Origin of the sequence: Chromobacterium paludis (assembly GCF_008275125.1) — a bacterium.
Classification (GTDB): Bacteria; Pseudomonadota; Gammaproteobacteria; order Burkholderiales; family Chromobacteriaceae; genus Chromobacterium; species Chromobacterium paludis.
In genome coordinates, this window is sequence record NZ_CP043473.1 from 922,102 (window position 1) to 939,983 (window position 17,882).

General features: G+C 64.9%; 18 protein-coding genes and 1 tRNA gene. 7 read left to right on the forward strand and 12 right to left on the reverse strand.

Features of this window, described 5'->3' with window-relative positions:
* Window positions 1-28 precede the first annotated feature (28 nt).
* Genes fur through FYK34_RS04205 form a run of 3 tightly spaced genes read left to right on the forward strand, consistent with a single transcriptional unit; the run spans window position 29 to window position 1,900 of the window.
* Complete coding sequence (gene fur, locus FYK34_RS04195) at window positions 29-460, forward strand: ferric iron uptake transcriptional regulator (RefSeq protein ID WP_174774499.1); 432 nt, start codon at window positions 29-31, stop codon at window positions 458-460.
* Window positions 457-1,158, forward strand: a complete 702-nt coding sequence (aat, locus tag FYK34_RS04200; RefSeq protein WP_149295200.1) for a leucyl/phenylalanyl-tRNA--protein transferase — start codon at window positions 457-459, stop codon at window positions 1,156-1,158. The genes fur and aat overlap by 4 nt, the downstream gene beginning before the upstream one ends.
* Window positions 1,145-1,900, forward strand: coding sequence for an arginyltransferase (locus tag FYK34_RS04205; RefSeq protein WP_149295201.1), 756 nt, complete (start codon window positions 1,145-1,147; stop codon window positions 1,898-1,900). Before aat ends, FYK34_RS04205 begins: the two co-directional genes overlap by 14 nt.
* Window positions 1,901-1,945: 45 nt before the next feature.
* Here the strand turns inward: FYK34_RS04205 and FYK34_RS04210 are convergent, their stop codons facing one another.
* The 8 genes from FYK34_RS04210 to FYK34_RS04245 all read right to left on the reverse strand — a co-directional run bounded on the left by FYK34_RS04210 (window position 1,946) and on the right by FYK34_RS04245 (window position 7,860).
* A complete protein-coding gene (locus FYK34_RS04210) occupies window positions 1,946-2,407 on the reverse strand; it encodes an outer membrane lipoprotein (protein WP_149295202.1) in 462 nt (153 codons plus the stop codon).
* 20 nt (window positions 2,408-2,427) lie between these two features.
* Entirely contained in the window at window positions 2,428-3,462 is a 1,035-nt protein-coding gene (locus tag FYK34_RS04215; protein ID WP_149295203.1) for a quinone-dependent dihydroorotate dehydrogenase, read from the reverse strand.
* A gap of 72 nt (window positions 3,463-3,534) precedes the next feature.
* Entirely contained in the window at window positions 3,535-4,125 is a 591-nt protein-coding gene (locus FYK34_RS04220; protein ID WP_149295204.1) for a malonic semialdehyde reductase, read from the reverse strand.
* The gene (motD, locus tag FYK34_RS04225; RefSeq protein ID WP_149295205.1) at window positions 4,122-4,931 is read right to left on the reverse strand and encodes a flagellar motor protein MotD; all 810 of its coding nucleotides are present in this window, start codon (window positions 4,929-4,931) and stop codon (window positions 4,122-4,124) included. Before motD ends, FYK34_RS04220 begins: the two co-directional genes overlap by 4 nt.
* 17 nt (window positions 4,932-4,948) lie before the next feature.
* Complete coding sequence (locus FYK34_RS04230) at window positions 4,949-5,887, reverse strand: S49 family peptidase (protein WP_149295206.1); 939 nt, start codon at window positions 5,885-5,887, stop codon at window positions 4,949-4,951.
* Between the two features lie 43 nt (window positions 5,888-5,930).
* A complete protein-coding gene (locus tag FYK34_RS04235) occupies window positions 5,931-6,290 on the reverse strand; it encodes a Rieske (2Fe-2S) protein (protein WP_149295207.1) in 360 nt (119 codons plus the stop codon).
* The gene (locus tag FYK34_RS04240) at window positions 6,266-6,922 is read right to left on the reverse strand and encodes an HAD family hydrolase (RefSeq protein ID WP_149295208.1); all 657 of its coding nucleotides are present in this window, start codon (window positions 6,920-6,922) and stop codon (window positions 6,266-6,268) included. The genes FYK34_RS04235 and FYK34_RS04240 overlap by 25 nt, the downstream gene beginning before the upstream one ends.
* Complete coding sequence (locus tag FYK34_RS04245) at window positions 6,922-7,860, reverse strand: RluA family pseudouridine synthase (RefSeq protein ID WP_149295209.1); 939 nt, start codon at window positions 7,858-7,860, stop codon at window positions 6,922-6,924. The genes FYK34_RS04240 and FYK34_RS04245 overlap by 1 nt, the downstream gene beginning before the upstream one ends.
* 522 nt (window positions 7,861-8,382) lie before the next feature.
* Here FYK34_RS04245 and FYK34_RS04250 point away from each other — a divergent pair.
* From FYK34_RS04250 to FYK34_RS04265, 4 genes are all read left to right on the forward strand, one after another.
* Complete coding sequence (locus FYK34_RS04250) at window positions 8,383-11,274, forward strand: Rne/Rng family ribonuclease (protein WP_149295210.1); 2,892 nt, start codon at window positions 8,383-8,385, stop codon at window positions 11,272-11,274.
* An 88-nt stretch (window positions 11,275-11,362) separates the two neighbouring features.
* Window positions 11,363-11,438, forward strand: a tRNA-Asn gene (locus FYK34_RS04255).
* 183 nt (window positions 11,439-11,621) lie between these two features.
* Window positions 11,622-12,224 carry a phosphatase PAP2 family protein gene (locus FYK34_RS04260; protein ID WP_149295211.1) on the forward strand — a complete coding sequence of 201 codons (603 nt, stop codon included), beginning with the start codon at window positions 11,622-11,624 and terminating at the stop codon, window positions 12,222-12,224.
* Window positions 12,225-12,356: 132 nt separating this feature from the next.
* Window positions 12,357-13,649 carry an L-cysteine desulfidase family protein gene (locus FYK34_RS04265; protein ID WP_174774500.1) on the forward strand — a complete coding sequence of 431 codons (1,293 nt, stop codon included), beginning with the start codon at window positions 12,357-12,359 and terminating at the stop codon, window positions 13,647-13,649.
* Between the two features lie 67 nt (window positions 13,650-13,716).
* Here the strand turns inward: FYK34_RS04265 and FYK34_RS04270 are convergent, their stop codons facing one another.
* The 4 genes from FYK34_RS04270 to cysT are packed head-to-tail and all read right to left on the reverse strand — an operon-like array spanning window position 13,717 to window position 17,456.
* Window positions 13,717-14,646, reverse strand: coding sequence for a CysB family HTH-type transcriptional regulator (locus FYK34_RS04270; protein ID WP_149295212.1), 930 nt, complete (start codon window positions 14,644-14,646; stop codon window positions 13,717-13,719).
* Window positions 14,643-15,722, reverse strand: a complete 1,080-nt coding sequence (locus FYK34_RS04275) for a sulfate/molybdate ABC transporter ATP-binding protein (protein ID WP_149295213.1) — start codon at window positions 15,720-15,722, stop codon at window positions 14,643-14,645. Before FYK34_RS04275 ends, FYK34_RS04270 begins: the two co-directional genes overlap by 4 nt.
* A gap of 1 nt (window position 15,723) precedes the next feature.
* Window positions 15,724-16,602: a sulfate ABC transporter permease subunit CysW gene (gene cysW / locus FYK34_RS04280; RefSeq protein WP_149295214.1), complete on the reverse strand. Its 879-nt coding sequence runs from the start codon at window positions 16,600-16,602 to the stop codon at window positions 15,724-15,726.
* On the reverse strand, window positions 16,602-17,456 hold the full coding sequence (gene cysT / locus FYK34_RS04285) for a sulfate ABC transporter permease subunit CysT (protein WP_149295215.1): 855 nt from the start codon (window positions 17,454-17,456) through the stop codon (window positions 16,602-16,604). The genes cysW and cysT overlap by 1 nt, the downstream gene beginning before the upstream one ends.
* Window positions 17,457-17,882: the final 426 nt, after the last annotated feature.

The window sequence follows — 17,882 nt, forward strand, 5'->3', positions numbered from 1 at the left end:
TTCGAAAACCGACTCACTTTATATCATGATGAGCAAAGCCAGTCACCTCAAAGATATCGGCCTGAAAGCCACCGGGCCGCGCCTGAAAATCCTGGACCTGTTCGAGCAGGCGGACTCGGGCCATATGTCGGCCGAAGATGTGTACCGCAAATTGCTGGCGGAAAACATCGACATCGGACTCGCCACCATTTACCGCGTGCTGACCCAGTTCGAACAGGCCGGCATCCTGGTGCGCCACCATTTCGAGACCGGCAAGGCGGTGTACGAGCTGAACCAGGGCGGGCATCACGACCACATGGTCTGCGTCAACTGCGGCAAGGTGGTGGAGTTCTTCGATCCGGAGATCGAGGCGCTGCAGGATCGCATCGCGCAGCAGCATGGTTTCCGCATCGTCGAGCACGCCTTGTACATGTACGGCGAGTGTCCGGACTGCCTGGGCAAGGGCGGTCACCGCGGATGATTCCCTGGCTCGGACCCGAGCCTGTCTTCCCGCCGGTGACGCAGGCCCTCAGCCATCCCAACGGCCTGTTGGCCGCCGGCGGCGATCTATCCCCAAAGCGCATGCTCTGCGCCTACTCCGAGGGGATTTTCCCGTGGTTTTCCTCGGGCGAGCCTATTTTGTGGTGGTCGCCCGCCCCCCGCATGGTGCTGTATCCGTCTGAGCTGAAGATCAGCCGTTCCCTGGCCAAGACCTTGCGCAATCTGGACTACGAGATTCGCGTGGACAGCGCGTTCGAGACCGTCATGCGCCGCTGCGCGGAGCCGCGGCCGGGGCAGGATGGCACCTGGATCGTGCCGGACATGGTGGCCGCCTACTGCCGTTTGTATCAGCTGGGGTATGCCCACAGCTTTGAAACCTGGATGGATGGCCAGCTGGTCGGCGGCCTCTATGGCGTGTGCTTGGGAAGAATGTTTTATGGCGAATCCATGTTCTCGCGGCGCAAGGATGCCTCCAAGCTGGCCTTTGTACACATGGTTCAGCATCTGGAGCGGCAGGGTGTGAGCATGATTGATTGCCAGATGCATACTGCCCACCTGCAGAGTCTGGGCGCCCGGCTGGTGCCGCGAGATGTTTTTATTGCTACGCTGAAGGAGAGGATCGGGCAAGATCAGCCCGCTCGGATGTGGGAATACCATTACCGCCATGAGTCATCGTGAAGCCGGCCAGGTTGCGGCCATCCATTTCTACGCCACGGCGCCCTATCCCTGCAGCTATCTGCCGGAGAGGATGGCGCGCTCCCAGGTGGCGATTCCCGCCGAGGCGATAGACGCCGGCGTCTATGGTCAGCTGGTGCGGCTCGGTTTCCGCCGCAGCGGCCTGTATACCTATCGTCCGTATTGCGACACCTGCCAGGCCTGCATCCCCGTGCGCCTGCCGGTGGCGGACTTTCAGCCCAATCGCACTCAGCGGCGGATATGGAAGCGCGCCAGCGCCCTGCAGGCGCGCTGGCTGCCCTTGCAATTCGATGCCGAGCACTACGCGCTGTACCGCTTGTACCAGCAGACCCGTCATGCGGGGGGCGGCATGTCGGAGGACGATGCGCAGCAGTATAGCGAGTTCATTCTCAAGAGCGGCGTGGATAGCCAGCTGGTGGAGTTTCGGCTGGATGGCGAGCTGAAAATGGTCAGCCTGGTGGATAGGCTGGCCGATGGTCTGTCCGCGGTTTACACCTTTTATGATCCCGATGACAGCCAGATGAGCCTGGGTGTGTACAACGTGCTGTGGCAGGTGGAGCAGGCAAGGCAGCTTGGTCTGGGTTATGTCTACCTGGGCTATTGGATAGCCGAGTGCCGCAAGATGGCGTACAAGTCGGGCTATCGGCCGCTGCAGATGCTGCGCGCAGGGCGCTGGCAGTGGCTGCCGGAGCACATGCCCCGGCAAGCGGGCGGGACAAAGTGAAACAGGCCCTGGCGGGCCTGTTTTTCTTGGGGCCGGGCCTGGGAATCAGTAAGGCACCACGCGGTCGTTGCCGCCGCCGCTCAATACTTTCACGCGCTGATTCGCCACGAAGGGAATATCGGCCTCCTGCACGATGGAAATGGTGCGGCCGGTATCCAGCTTGACGGTGATTTCCAGCGCGTTCTTGGTCATGGCGCGTTGCGCGGCCTGGGCGCCGAAGCCGCCGGCCAGCGCGCCGACGATGGCGCCCGCCGTCTGGCCCTTGCCGCCGCCGATGTTGCTGCCCGCCAGGCCGCCCAGCGCGGCGCCGCCCAGTGTCAGCAGCTCATTGTTGTCGCCTTCCATCTTGACGTTCTGCACCGAGACCACGGTGCCGAACTGCACGGTCTGCGCCTGGCGCATCTGGCTCTTGGAGTAAACGGCGGCGGAGTCCGAGGTGGCGCAGCCGCTGAGGATGCCTGCGCTCAGCAGGCCGACCACGCATGCGCGGGAAAGGTTGGAAATCATCTCCTGCTCCATTCTTGAGTTCAATTGCGAGCTTGTAGGTATTGTGCCGTAGCGCGGCTGCATTCGCTCACCAGCTCCGGCCCGCGATAGATCAGGCCGCTGTAGAGCTGCACCAGCTGAGCGCCGGCTTCCAGCTTTTCGACGGCGTCGCTGCCTGACAGGATGCCGCCCACTCCTATGATAGGCAGCGCGCCGTCAAGTTCCCGCGCCAGCTTGCGGATGACGGCGGTGGAGCGGCCGCGCACAGGCGCGCCGGACAGGCCGCCAGCCTCGTTTTCATGCGGGTGGCCGGCGATTTCAGCGCGGGACAGCGTGGTATTGGTGGCGATCACGCCGTCTATGCCGTTTGCGGTCAGCAGGCGGGCGATTTCGGCGATCTGCTCCTCGTCCAGGTCCGGCGCGATCTTCACCGCCAGGGGCACGTAGCGGCCGTGCTTGTCCGCCAGCATTTGCTGGCGCTGTTTCAGCGCCGCCAACAGCTTGCCCAGCTCATCGCCTTGTTGCAGTTGGCGCAGGTTCTTGGTGTTGGGCGAGGAAATGTTGACGGTGACATAGCTGGCCGCGGTGTAAACCTGCTCCAGGCAGGCCAGGTAATCGTCCACGGCGTTTTCTATCGGCGTGATCGCGTTCTTGCCGATATTGATGCCGAGCACGCCCTTGAATTTGCAGCGCCGCACATTGTCCAGCAGAGCCGCCACGCCGCGGTTGTTGAAGCCCATGCGGTTGATGATGGCCTCATGCTCGGGCAGGCGGAACAGCCGTGGCTTGGGGTTGCCGTCTTGCGGGCGCGGCGTGATGGTGCCGATTTCGATGAAGCCGAAGCCGAGCGCGGCCAGCGCGTCGATGTGCTCGCCGTTCTTGTCCAGGCCGGCGGCCAGGCCCACCGGGTTGGGGAAGGTGATGCCCATGGCTTGCACCGGCTGGCGCGTGGCTGCGCCGGCGGCCAGCTGGGTCAGGTGCAGCCTGTGCGCGCTGTCCAGCATCTTCAGCGTGTGTTCATGGGCGGTTTCCGCGTCGAACTTGAACAGCAGCGGGCGCAGCAGCGGGTACAGCATGGCATTCTCCGGGCAGACAAATGCCCGGCATTATAACCGGGCATTGCGATCAGGCCAGAATCAATCGCCTGATTAGAGAATCTGGCAGGCCTCGTCGAAGCTGAAGCGCGGCGAGCGCGGGAACAGCTTGTCGGCTTCGCCGTAGCCCAGATTGATCAGGAAGTTGGACTTGAAGCGGCCGTCAGGGAAGAAGGCGGCGTCCAGCGCGGCGTTGTCGAAGCCGGACATCGGGCCGCAATCCAGGCCCAGCGAGCGCGCGGCCAGGATCAGGTAAGCGCCCTGCAGCGTGCCGTTGCGGAAGGCCGTGGTGTCGATCAGCGCTTGATTGCCCTCGAACCAGCTTTTGGCGTCGGCATGAGGGAATAGCTTGGGCAGGTGTTCGTGGAAGCGGGTGTCGTGGGCAACGATCACGCAGATCGGCGCGGACATGGTTTTTTCCACATTGCCTTCCGCCAGGCAGGGCTTCAGCTTGGCCTTGGCCTCGGTGCTCTTGACGAAGACGAAGCGGGCCGGCGAGCAGTTGGCGCTGGTCGGCGCCTGTTTCAGCAGCTCGTGCAATTGATGCAGCAGCTCGTCGCCCACCGGGCGCGGCTGCCAGTGGCTGTGGGTGCGGGCGTTCAGGAACAGCTGTTCCAGCGTGGCGTGGGAGAGGGGCGTGCTCATGGTTTGACCTCGGTGGCTTGGGTGGTGGGAGCGGAGGCATCCGCGGCCGGCTCGCCGGCGGTGTCGGATATCACGGAGATGGTGACGCGGCGATTGCGGGCGCGTCCTTCCGCGGAGGCGTTGTCGGCTACCGGCAGGTTGGAGCCGTGGCCGACGGCCACCAAGCGCTGCGGGTCGATGCCGTTTTCCTGGAACAGCCGCACGATGCCGCCGGCGCGCGCGGCGGACAGTTCCCAGTTGGACGGGAAGACGGGCGTGCGGATGGGCACGTTGTCGGTGAAGCCTTCCACGCGGATGGAATTGTCCACGCCGGCCAGCAGCCTGGCCATGCTGGACATCAGCGGCAGCGATTGCTGGTTGGGTACGGCCTGGCCGACGGCGAACAGCGCGCTGTCGCGGATGTCTATGGTGATGCCCTGGCTATTGTGCGTGATGGTGACTTCGCCGCTCATGACCAGCGGTCCCAGCGCCTTGGCCAGGTCTTGCGTCAGTTGCCCCAGCTTGGCGGTTTCCTGGGCTGGATGGCCGGATTTGACCGCCTTGCCTATGGGCTTGGTCTGCGGAATTTCGATCATGGTATTGGCGCCGCCTGTGGGCGGCGTGGTTTGCACCGTGACCATGGTCCCGCTGCGGAAGGCGTCCATGATGGCCGAGGACATCACCCGGTACTTGCCTTCGTTCAGCGAAGAAATGGCGTACATCACCACGAAGAAGGCGAACAGCAGCGTGATGAAGTCGGCATAGGAAACCAGCCAGCGTTCGTGGTTCTCATGCTCTTCTTCATGCCGCTTGCGTCGGGATGCCATGGGCGCCTCCGCTCGAGTCAGAATAGTTGCGGATCGAACAGCGATTTCACGCCGCCGGCGAACTCCACGCCTATGCGGCGCGCCACGCGGCTGGAGAAATCATCCTGCTGGGTGAAGTCCACCGTTTTTTCCGCCTTGACCACGTCGCGGGCCACGGACGGCACGGTGCCGTAGCCGTCCGCCAGTCCCAGCGGAATGGCTTTTTCGCCCAGCCACACCAGGCCGCTGAACAACTGCGGATCGTTCTTCAGGCGGCTGCCGCGGCCGGCCTGCACCGCCTGGATGAATTGGACATGGATGTCGTCGAGCAGCTGTTGGCGGATGGCGTCGTGCTTGGGGTTGACGGGCGAGAACGGATCGCCCATCGCCTTGTTTTCGCCCGAGGTCTTCAGGCGGCGGTCTATGCCCAGTTTTTCCATGGCCCCGGTGAAGCCGAAACCGTCGGACAGCACGCCGATGGAGCCGACGATGCTGGCCTTGTCGACGAAGATCTTGTCCGCGGCGGAGGCGATGTAATAGCAGCCGGAGGCGCAGACCTCGCTCACTACCACATAGACCGGAATATTGGCATGCAGTTTTTTCAGGCGGCGAATTTCATCGTAGATCATGCCGGACAGCACCGGGCTGCCGCCGGGGCTGTTGGCGTCTATGATCACGCCGCGCGTGCCGCGGTCATCGAAGGCGGCGTCCAGCGCCTTGATCATCTTGCCGCCGGTGTCGTTATCGCTGCTGATGGCGCCGTCCAGCGTGATCACGGCGGTGTGGCCGCTGCCGGTCAGGCTGGCGGCGGCCTTTTCTTCCTTGCGCAGAAAGAGGCTGACGGCGATGAGGATGACGATGCCCAGCCACACCAGGCGGAAGAAGATCTTCCACTGCCGGCTGCGGCGCTGCTCCACCAGGGAGGCGGTAGCCAGTTTTTCCAATACTTCTCTTTCCCAGTTCGGGGTATCGCTCATGGTCGGTTTCGCTCCTGGAATCATCCCGGCAGTCTAGCAAAAATCATGCGGGCATGACATTGAGCCAGACTTGGCCGTTTTCTTCAATCACGTCCAGCGCCGTGAGCGACTGACCCTTGCAGGGGCCCCAGCTGCAATAGCCGGTGGCTGGGTGGTAGCGCGCGCCGTGCATGCTGCAGATCAGGTAGTGGCCGGAGAGGTCGAAGACGCGGCCGTCCTGCAGGTCAAGCTCGATGGGAATGTGGCGGCAGCGGTTCACGTAGCCGTGCACCTTGCCGTGGTAGCGGATCACGAAGGCGGGCAGCGGGTCGCCGTCCGCTTGTTCGATGTCGAAGCGGTGGGCCGGGCCGCTGTCCTGCAGCAGCTCGGCGGCGCAGATCAGCCTAGCCGGGGCAGCAGCCATGCGGCCAGCTCCGGCAGCGAGTGGACGATGGCGCGCGGCTGGCAGTGCTGCAGTTGCTCCAGGGCATGGGCGCCGTGGCCGATGCCGACGCCGTGGCAGCCGGCATTGCCGGCCATCAGCAGGTCGTGGCTGGTGTCGCCCACCATCACCGTGCGGCGGCATTCCACGCCGAAGAAATCCGTCAGTTGCAGCAGCATGTCGGGGTGCGGCTTGGAGTGGCACTCGTCCACGGTGCGGGTGGCGTCGAACAGTCCGGCGATGCCGGCGGCGGACAGGGAGCGGTCCAGGCCGGCGCGGCTGCTGCCGGTGGCGATGGCGACGAAGACGCCATGCGCGCGGATGGCTTCCAGGGTGTCGCGGGCGGCATCGAACAACGTGACCTGGTCCAGGCCGGCCTGGTAGTGGCGGCGGAAGGCGTCTACCAGCTCGCCTAAGCGGTGCGCTTGATCGTCCGGGCAAAATTGCCGCATCGCGTCGGCCAGGCGCAGGCCGATGACGTGGCTGGCGGCGTCGCGCGCCGGAACAGGCAAGCTCAGTTCCCGGCAGGCTTGCTGGATGGCATGGACGATATGGGCCGTGGAGTCCATCAAGGTGCCGTCCCAGTCGAACACTACCAGATCGTATTCACGCATCAGCGCGGCTCCAGGGTTTTCAGGAATTTCTGCAGCTCCGGCGGCAGCGGCGCCTCCAGCTTCAGCGGCGCGCCGGTTAATGGGTGGGGCAGGGTCAGGCTTTTCGCGTGCAGGAACATCCGCTTCAGGCCGCGGCGCGCCAGTTCCTTGTTCAGCGCGAAGTCGCCGTATTTCTCGTCGCCGGCGATGGCGCAGCCATTGGCCTGCATGTGCACGCGTATCTGGTGGGTGCGGCCAGTGCGCAGATGCGCCTCCACCAGCGTGAATTCAGTGTAGCGCTGCTGGATGGAGAAGTTGGTGTGGGCGTACTGGCCGTCGTCGCCTTCGGCGATCTTGACCCGGCGCTCGCCGTCCGGCGTGTGGAACTTGAACAGCGGCAGTTTCACCTGCTTGACGTTTTCCGGCCAGTGGCCGGTGGCCAGCGCCAGATAGCGTTTGTCCGGCACATTGTCGCGCATCATGTCGTGCAGCTTGGTCAGCGCGGAACGCTTCTTGGCCAGCATCAGCAGGCCGGAGGTTTCGCGGTCCAGCCGGTGCACCAGTTCCAGATAGCGCCAGTCCGGATGGGCGCGGCGCAGTTGTTCGATCACGCCGAAGGACACGCCGCTGCCGCCGTGCACGGCCACGCCGGCCGGCTTGTTGATCACCAGCAGCGCGTCGTCCTCGTAGATGACCGGGAAGGTGGCGGCAGGCACGATTTTTTCCGGGCGTTCGGCGACGCGGATCGGCGGAATGCGCAGCGTGTCCCCGTCCGCCACGCGGTAGCTGGCGTCGACGCGGCCCTTGTTCACTCGCACTTCGCCGGAGCGCAGGATGCGATAGATATGGCTCTTGGGCACCCCCTTGAGCAGGCGCTGCAGGTAGTTGTCCAGCCGCTGGCCGGCATCTTCTGCGGTCACTTCAAGGAAGGTTACGGAATCTTTGCGAATGTCTGTCATATTGCTTATACTTGTGGCGCTGTCCGCGGTGCGTGGCACCCGAAGCGGATGGCGGCGGAAATCCAAGATCACGGGCAGTTTGCGTGATGCTGCTGCGGAAATCCGGAACGGCCGGCAGGGGCCAACTCCTGACCTGATGCCGTTGGTCACAGCCGCAGCCAAGGTTAACTCGCTCACCGAAAAGTAGCGATGGTAATGCATTTATACGCATAACGCACTCACGAGTCTTCCATCTTCCGATGCCAAGCCAGTCGGGGGATTTTGCAGCGAAGTTTGACCCGACACGCCAGTCGATCCGCAGTGTTTGTCCCGCCCGGTAGGCGGGATCGGCGACAACGCCGATGCGCCGGTTGCGCACAAAGCCGCGGGGCGGCGTGTGACCCAATCAGGAAGTAGGCTGTCATAGCAAACCTGTTTTTCTCGATCTTTACCGCGACACTTCTTTCGGAAAGCGCCCATCTTAGTCACTGGGCCGTCAAATACTGGCTGCATCCTTGCGTGAGTGCTGCGCAAGGAATGTAAATGAAACGCATGTTGTTCAACGCGACGCAGGCCGAAGAGCTGCGCGTCGCCATTGTCGACGGGCAAAAGCTCGTCGATCTCGATATCGAGACCGTAGGCAAGGAACAGCGCAAGGGCAATATCTACAAGGGTGTGATCACCCGGATCGAGCCTTCGCTGGAAGCCTGCTTTGTCGATTACGGTACCGAACGCCACGGCTTCCTGCCGTTCAAGGAAGTTTCCCGCTCCTATTTCCAAGGCTATGAAGGCGGCCGTCCGCGCATTCAAGACGTCCTGCGCGAAGGCATGGAAGTGGTGGTGCAGGTGGAGAAGGACGAGCGCGGCAACAAGGGCGCGGCGCTGACCACCTACATCAGCCTGGCCGGCCGTTACCTGGTGCTGATGCCCAACAACCCGCGCGGCGGCGGCGTATCGCGCCGCATCGAGGGCGAAGAGCGCCAGGAGCTGAAGGATCTGCTGTCGCAGCTGGAAGTGCCGCACGGCATGAGCCTGATTGCGCGCACCGCCGGCATCGGCCGCAATCTGGAAGAGCTGCAGTGGGACATGGGTTACCTGATGCAGCTGTGGCGCGCCATCGAAGGCGCTGCCGGCGCCCAGTCCGCGCCGTTCCTGATTCTGCAGGAAGGCAGCCTGGTGATCCGCGCGATTCGCGACTATTTCCATCCGGACATCGGCGAAGTGCTGATCGACACCGAGGAAATCCACGACCAGGCCCGCCAGTTCATGAGCCATGTCATGCCTAACATGCTGTCGCGTGTGAAGCTGTACAAGGACCATGTGCCGCTGTTCTCCCGCTTCCAGATCGAACACCAGATCGAAACCGCCTTCTCGCGCAGCGTGCAGCTGCCGTCCGGCGGCGCCATCGTGATCGACCACACCGAGGCGCTGGTGTCGGTGGACGTCAACTCGGCGCGCGCCACCAAGGGCGCCGACATCGAGGAAACCGCGGTCCGCACCAATCTGGAAGCGGCTGAAGAGATCGCCCGCCAGCTGCGCCTGCGCGACCTGGGCGGTCTGGTGGTGATCGACTTCATCGACATGGAAAACCCGAAGAACCAGCGCGACGTGGAAAACCGCCTTCGCGATGTTCTGAAGCATGACCGCGCCCGCGTGCAAATGGGCAAGCTGTCCCGCTTCGGCCTGCTGGAGCTGTCCCGTCAGCGCCTGCAGCCGTCCCTGGGCGAGACCAGCCACGAGCCGTGCCCGCGTTGCCATGGCATCGGCTTCATCCGCGGCACCGAATCGTCCGCCTTGCACATCCTGCGCATCATCCAGGAAGAGGCGATGAAGGAAAACACCGGCGCGGTGCACGCGCAGGTGCCGGTCGATGTGGCCACTTTCCTGTTGAACGAGAAGCGCGCCGAAATCCACTCCATCGAGGAACGCCTCGACGTGGACGTGGTGCTGATCCCGAACATCCACCTGGAAACCCCGCACTACAAGATCGTGCGCGTGCGCCATGACGACATGGCCGAGCTGGGCGAAGCGCCGAGCTACAGCCGCGTGGAAGTGCAGGAAGAGGACGTGATCACCAACTTCGGCCAGGAAAAGCCGAAGGCCGTGCGTCTGGAAGCCGCCGTCAAGGGCATCACGCCGCAACAGCCGGCGCCGACTGCCGCCCCTGCCGCGCCGGTCAAGGCTGCCGAGCCGGCGGGCTTGTTCGCCGGCATCGCCGCCTGGTTCAAGGGCCTGTTCGCCGAGCCGGAAAAGGCGGCCGAGCCGGAGAAGAAAAAGCCGGTGGCCGCAGCTTCGCGCAACGAGCAGCGCGGGAATCGCCAGCGTCAGCAGGAGCGCCGCACCGGCGGCCAGGCCCGCCGCGAGCACGAGCAGCGCCGCCAGGCCACGCCGGACGAGGGCAAGCCGCGCCACGAGCGCAAGGACGCCGAGCGCAAGGATGAGCGTCAGGAGCGCAAGGACACGGCTCAGCGCGAGGAGCGCAACGAGCAGCCGCGCGAGCGCGGCAACCGCCGCCGCGAGCGCGAAGGCCGCGAGCCGCGCGAAGCCAAGGAAGTCCGCGAGCAGGCGCCGCGCGAAGAGCGTGTGAACGTCGAGAAGCAGGACAAGCCGCAGCAGGAGCCGCGTCGCCGCCAGGCGCCGGTTGCCGCGCCGCTTGAAGCCGACAAGCCGCTGGTGCCGGATGAGGTTCGCGTTGAGGCAGCGGACGGCGTGGAGGGCGATCTGGCCGAGCAGCAGGAGCGCAGCGAACGCCGCCGCCGCCGCAGCCGCCGCGATCGTCGCCGCGACAATCCGGAAGTCCAGGCGGAAGGCGCAGTTGCCGACGCGGGCGCCGAAGGTCAAGCCGTTGAAGCTGCCGGCATCGCTGCCGCCGCTGCCGTGACGGTCGCCGCCGTCGAGGCCGTGGCCGAAACGGTGCAAGGCCAGCCGCAAGCCGAGCCGGTAGTGGAGGCCAAGCCGGTTGAGGTCGTAGCCGCTATTGAGCCGGTGGTCGAAGTTCAGGCTGAAGCCGCGGTTGAGGCAGCTGTGGCCGAGGCGGCCCCGCAGGCGGAAGCGCCGGTGGTGGAGGAAGCCAAGGCCGAGGCCGTTGATGTGGAGCCGGTTGTCGTGGCCGCGCCTGTGGTCACCGAAGCGGCTCCGGCTGAAGCGGTTGAAGCTGAGCCTGTTCCGGCTGTTGTGGAAGCCGTGGCGGAAGCGCCTGCGGTCGAAGCGCCTGCCGTTGTGGCGGCGGTTGCCGCGCCGGTGGTGGAAGAGGCCAAGCCGATGGACCTGGGCGGTCTGGTGATGGTGTCGACCAAGCCGGCTGCCGAGCAGGCGCCTGCCGTGGTCGAGCCGGTCGTGCCGCAAGGCCCGCGTCGCCGCGATGTCGTGTCGCAAGGCGCGGCCGAGCCGGAAGCGCCGGTGCAGCTGATGCAGGTGGAAACCCGCCAGGGTTGATGCCGTTGGCGCGGCGCGGTCTGCGCCGCGCGCTTGGTCAACTATTGACGAAAGAGGCTGGGTGGGTTACTATCCTTTTCTCTGATGTTCCCTGATAGCTCAGTTGGTAGAGCGACGGACTGTTAATCCGCAGGTCGCAGGTTCGAGCCCTGCTCGGGGAGCCAAGCATACAGAAAAGCCCGCATCGCAAGATGCGGGCTTTTTGCATGGCGCGGCGAAAAGAGCGGTTATGTCGAATGGGTTTGTTTAATCTGCTTGGAACAAAAACTTCACAATTGCGACTAAAACCGCATCCCCACTTTAAATGATTGGCAACAGCGGCCTGGCGCCGTTTTGTCCGATTAGCCATGGCCATGCTCGAAAACGTCAATGAATCCCTATTCCTGCTGATCAACGCCACGCCGGCCAGCTCGTCCTACGCCCTCCAGCTGGCAACGTTCATCGCGCGCGATCTGATGCGTCTGTTGCCCATCCTGCTGCTCGTGTTATGGCTGTGGGGCAGACCCATGCTCCGCGCTACCATACTCAAGGCCTTGCTGTTCACCGGCGTCGCCCTGTTGGGCAACTGGCTGATCGGCCTGGCCTGGCCCCATCCGCGCCCCTTCGCCATGCCTGTAGGCCATGTTTTTCTCGCGCACGACGCCACGCCGTCCTTCCCCAGCAATCACGGCACGATTTTCGCCATGATGGCGCTGTGCTGGTGTTTCAGCCCTGCGCGCGGCTGGGGGGGGCTGCTGGCCGTGATCGGGGTGGCCGTCGCTTGGTCGCGCGTGTACTTGGGCGTGCATTTTCCGCTGGACATGCTGGGAGCCTTGCTGGTTTCGCTGGCTTGGTATGCGGCCCTGGTTCCGTTGTGGGCGCGGCTGGAGAACGGTTGGCTGCGCATGGCGGAAGCCGCCTACCGATGGGCATTGGCTCGGCCTATCGCTGCCGGCTGGGTGAAGCCTTGAGTGGCTGGTTTGGACTGGGAATGATGGACGGGTTTGGGTAGCTTATTTTTTAAGCACACATGGCGGCGACTTGATGGTAAAGTAAGAAAAAGTTATTTGTTTATATGAATTCGCTTGGTGTCGGGAATGAGCATGTCTGAACGCGAAATGAGTTTGTGGCCGGAATTCGTCAAGGCCTTGAAACAAGAAGTGGTGCCGGCCTTGGGCTGTACCGAGCCGATCTCGCTGGCGCTGGCCGCCGCGCTGGCGACACGCGAGCTGGGCAAAACGCCGGAACGCATTGATGCCTGGGTATCGGCCAATCTGATGAAAAACGGCATGGGCGTGACCGTGCCGGGCACCGGCACCGTCGGCCTGCCGATCGCGGCCGCGGTCGGCGCGCTGGGCGGCGACCCGGACGCCAAGCTGGAAGTGCTGAAAAACCTGACTGTGGAGCAAGTGGCGGCCGGCAAGCAGATGCTGGCCGACGGCAAGATCAAGCTGGGCGTGGCCGCGGTGCCGAATATCCTGTACGCCGAGGCCTGTGTCTGGCACGGCGACGAGTGCGCCCGGGTGGCCATCGCGGACGCCCACACCAATGTGATCAAGATCGAGCGCAATGGCGAGGTCTTGCTCAAGCGCGAGGCGGCCGACGCCAAGCCGGCGGAAAGCTACGAACTGGGTGACGCCACCGCGCGCGATGTCTATGACTTCGCCACCCGCGCGCCGTTGGAGATGATCGCCTTCATGCATGACGCCGCCGTGCTGAACAGCGCGCTGGCCGATGAGGGCATGAGCGGCAAGTACGGCCTGCACATCGGGGCCACGCTGCAACGGCAGATCGAGGCGGGTTTGCTGTCCGAGGGCCTGCTGTCCCGCATCCTGACCCGCACCACCGCCGCGTCCGACGCGCGCATGGGCGGCGCCACGCTGCCGGCGATGAGCAATTCCGGGTCCGGCAACCAGGGCATCGCCGCGACCATGCCGGTGGTGGTGGTGGCCGAGCACGTCAAGGCGGACCAGGAAACGATGATACGCGCGCTGGTTCTATCGCACCTGATCGCGGTTTATATCCACACCCGCCTTCCCAAGCTGTCCGCGCTGTGCGCCGTCACCACCGCGTCCATGGGCGCGGCGGCCGGCATGGCTTACTTGCTGAATGGCGGCTACTCCGCGGTCAGCATGGCGATTTCCAGCATGATAGGCGACTTGGCCGGCATGATTTGCGACGGCGCGTCCAATAGCTGCGCGATGAAAGTGTCCACCTCGGCCGGTTCCGGCTTCAAGGCGGTGCTGATGGCGCTGGACGGTACCCGCGTCACCGGCAATGAGGGCATCGTCGCTCATGATGTCGACGTGTCCATTGCCAACCTGGGCAAGCTGGCCACTCAAGGCATGGCGCAGACCGACACCCAGATCCTGCAAATCATGATGGACAAGCGCTGAGGCCGCCTATCGCGTCATGAAACGGGCCCGGCATTGCCGGGCCTTGTCTTTATTCAGGGGGGCGAACCTACTCCTGCAGCACCGGGCTCAGCGCCTGGCGCACGCTGGCCTCGCTCAGCGCCGGCGCGCACAGTTCCAGGAAGCGATAGGCGTAGCTGCGCAGGTATTGGCCGCGGCGGATGGCGATGCGGCTGGTCTGCTGGCCGAACAGCGGCGGGCCTTCCACCACTTTGACGCCGGCGTCGCGGCGCGGGTCCACCGCCATGGAGGCGACGATGCCCACGCCCAGGTCCAGCTCGACATAGGTTTTGATCACGTCAGCGTCCAGCGCCGCCATCACGATGTCGGGCGCCAGGCCGGCCTCGGCGAAGGCGTTGTCTATTTTGGCCCGGCCGGTGAAACCCTGGTGGTAGGTGACGATGGGGTGCTCGGCCAGCGCTTCCAGCGTCAGCGGCTCCTGGTGCAGCGGGTGCTCGGGCGGGGCGATCACGCAGTGATGCCAGCTGTAATAGGGGAAGGAGACCAGGTCGGCCACCTCGGTCACGGCCTCGGTGGCGATGCCGATGTCGGCCTCGCCCTCCAGCAGCAGCTTGACCAGCTCGGCCGGGCTGGCCTGGTGCAGCACCAGGTGCACGCGCGGGAAGGCGCGCTTGAACGCCGTCACCACCTGCGGCAGCGCGTAGCGCGCCTGGGTGTGGGTGGTGGCGATGGTCAGCTGGCCTTCGTCGCGCAGGCTGAACTGCTGGGCCAGCCGCTTGATGTTGCCGGCGTCCAGCAGCATGCGCTCGACGATGGTCAGCAGCTCCTTGCCGGGGTCGGTCAGGCCCAGGAAGCGCTTGCCCTTGCGCACGAACAGCTCCACGCCCAGCTCGTCCTCCAGGTCTTTTATATGTTTGCTGACGCCGGACTGGGAGGTGAACAGCGCGTTGGCCACCTCGGTCAGGTTGAAGCCCTGGCGCACGGTTTCGCGGATGATGCGCAGTTGCTGGAAATTCATGCCCCGCCTCCTTGCGCGTCCGCGGCGAATACGCGGGCGGCGCGCGCGCGCAGCCGCACGTCCTGGCCGGCGGCCAAGGTGGCCAAGAGCGGCGCGTCGGCCGGCAGTTCGGCGTCGAAAGACAGCCCGGCCAGTTCGCCGCGGCCTTCCAGCTCGATACGGGACAGGCCGCCCAAGGTCAGCACCCGCAGCACCCGCGCAGGCAGGCCGGCGCCGTCCGGATCCGGCTCGATGGACAGGTCGTGCGGGCGGATGAAGGCCTCCACCGTCTGGCCGAGCGGCAGCTGGTGTTCGGCGTCCAGCATATGGCCGTCCACCGCGATGGCGCCGTCGCGGCTGACGCCGCGGATGCGGTTGGCGCTGCCCAGGAAGCCATAGACGAAGGCGCTGGCGGGGCGGGCGTAGACTTCGGCCGGCGAGCCTATCTGCTCTACCTTGCCATGGTTCATCAGCACCACCCGGTCCGCCACTTCCAGCGCTTCTTCCTGGTCATGGGTGACGAAGAGGGAGGTGATATGCAGCTCGTCGTGCAGCTTGCGCAGCCAGCGGCGCAATTCCTTGCGCACCTTGGCGTCCAGCGCGCCGAAGGGCTCGTCCAGCAGCAACACGCGCGGCTCCACCGCCAGCGCGCGGGCCAGGGCGATGCGCTGGCGCTGTCCGCCGGACAGCTGGGCTGGCATGCGGTCGGCCAGCCAATCGAGCTGCACCAAGTCCAGCAAGTCATGCACCTTGCGGGCGATGTCTGCTTCGGACGGGCGTTCGCGGCGCGGCTTCATCCTGAGGCCGAAGGCGACGTTTTCAAACACGGTCATGTGGCGAAACAGGGCGTAATGCTGGAACACGAAACCCACTTGGCGCTCGCGCACATGGGTGGAGGAGGCGTCCTGGCCGTCCAGCAGCACGCGGCCGGCGTCGGCCTGCTCCAGGCCGGCGATGATGCGCAAGAGCGTGGTTTTGCCGCAGCCGGAGGGGCCCAGCAGCGCCACCAGCTCGCCGCCGGGGAAATCCAGGCTGATGTCGTTCAGCGCGACGAAGGCGCCGAAGGCTTTGCTTATGTTTTTGACTTGTATGCTCATCTCAGTTTTCCTTGACGCCGCGCCATTCCACCCAGCTCTTCAGCGTGAGCGTGACCAGGGCCAGCAAGGCCAGCAGGGACGCCACGGCGAAGGCCGCGGCGAAATTGTACTCGTTGTAGAGAATTTCCACGTGCAGCGGCAGCGTATTGGTTTCGCCGCGGATATGGCCGGACACCACCGACACCGCGCCGAACTCGCCCATGGCCCGCGCGTTGCTGAGGATCACGCCGTACAGCAGCGCCCAGCGCACATTGGGCAGGGTGATGTGCCACAGCACCTGCCAGCCGCGCGCGCCCAGCACCACCGCGGCCTCTTCTTCCTCTCGGCCCTGGGCTTCCATCAGCGGGATCAGCTCGCGGGCGACAAAGGGCACGGTGACGAACAGCGTGGCCAGCACGATGCCGGGCACCGAGAAAATGATCTTGATCCCGTATTCCGCCAGCCATGGCCCCAGCCAGCCCTGCTGGCCGAACACCAGCACGAAGATCAGGCCGGCGACGACCGGAGACACCGAGAACGGCAGGTCGATCAAGGTGATCAGCAGCTGTTTGCCGTGGAAGTCGAAGCGGGTGACCGCCCAGGCGGCGGCGATGCCGAAGGCCAGGTTCAGCGGCACCGACAGCGCCGCCGCCAGCAGCGTCAGCCGCACCGCCGCCAGCGCGTCGGGTTCCGCCAGCGCGGTCAGGTAGGTGGTCCAGCCTTTGGCCAAGGCCTCGACGAATACGGCGATCAGCGGCAGAAGCAGAAACACGGCGAAGAAGCCTAGCGACAGCGTCAGGATGGTGCATTTGACGGCGCGCGTTTCGCGGGTGGCGGCGCGGGATTCCAGCTGAGCGGCCTTGCCTGCAGTAGGGCGAGAATGGGTAAGAACGGCGCTCATCATCGCCCCCCCGCGCGGCGGCGCGCGCTCCAGAACTGCAGGCCGTTGATCGCCAGCAAGAGCAGGAAGGACGCGGCCAGCATCACGCTGGCGATGGCGGCGGCGCCGGCGTAGTCGAACTGCTCCAGTTTGCTGATGATCATCAGCGGGGTGATTTCCGACACCATGGGCACATTGCCGGCGATGAAGATCACCGAACCGTATTCGCCGACCGCGCGGGCGAAAGCCAGCGCGAAGCCGGTCAGCAAGGCCGGACGCAGCGCCGGCAGGATCACATGGCGGAAAGTCTGCCAGCGGCGCGCGCCCAGGCAGGCGGCAGCTTCTTCCAGTTCCGACTCCAGATCTTCCAGCACCGGCTGCACGGTGCGCACCACGAAGGGCAGGCCGATGAAGATCAGCGCCACCAGCACGCCCAGCGGGCCGAAGGCCACCTTGAGGCCCAGCGGCTCCAGGTATTGCCCCAGCCAGCCGTTGCCGGCGTACAGCGCGGTCAGCGCGATGCCGGCCACCGCCGTCGGCAGCGCGAAGGGCAAGTCCACCAGCGCGTCCACCAGGCGCTTGCCGGGAAAGCGGTAGCGCGCCAGCGACCAGGCCAGCAGCAGGCCGAACACCGTGTTGATGGCGGCGGCGGTCAGCGCCATGCCGAAGCTGAGCCGGTAAGACGCCAGCACGCGCGGCGAGGCGGCGGCCTGCCAGAAGCTTTCCAGCGGCTGGCCGGCGGCGCGCAAGGCCACTGCGGCCAGCGGGATCAGCACCAGCAGCGATAGATAGCTGACGGTGAAGCCCAGCGATAGATTGAAGCCGGGCAGGACGCGCGGAGGGCGGGGCGGCGGAGCGAGTGTCGCGGACATCATGGATTCCAATTCATATAATCGAATAAACGATATCTGCATGCACGTTATTCCAAAAATAAGCATTTCTTCGTTGCTTATTCGAAATTATGCAAAGTGGGCGAGGGGTGAAAGAGAACCGCCCGCGGCGGGGCGGACGGTCTGGGTGTGATGGAAACCCTGGTGTTTTCACGATCTTTCTGGTTTTGAATCCGCTGCGCAGATGATGTTTTTCATTGCCGGGGCTGCCCGGCGGGCAGGGAGGGGATATTTGTCTGACTCACGGCTTGGTCAAGTATCCCGGCCACCCTCAAGCCTGGCCTTCGGCTTCCCGCCGGGCCCCGTCAGTCCCGAGGCGCGGCTGAGCGCTCTGCGTGCGAATCCATCACTGGGCGGGGCAAGACCTCGCACGTAGGGATTCGCTCAGCGATGCGCGCTAACGTCGCGGGG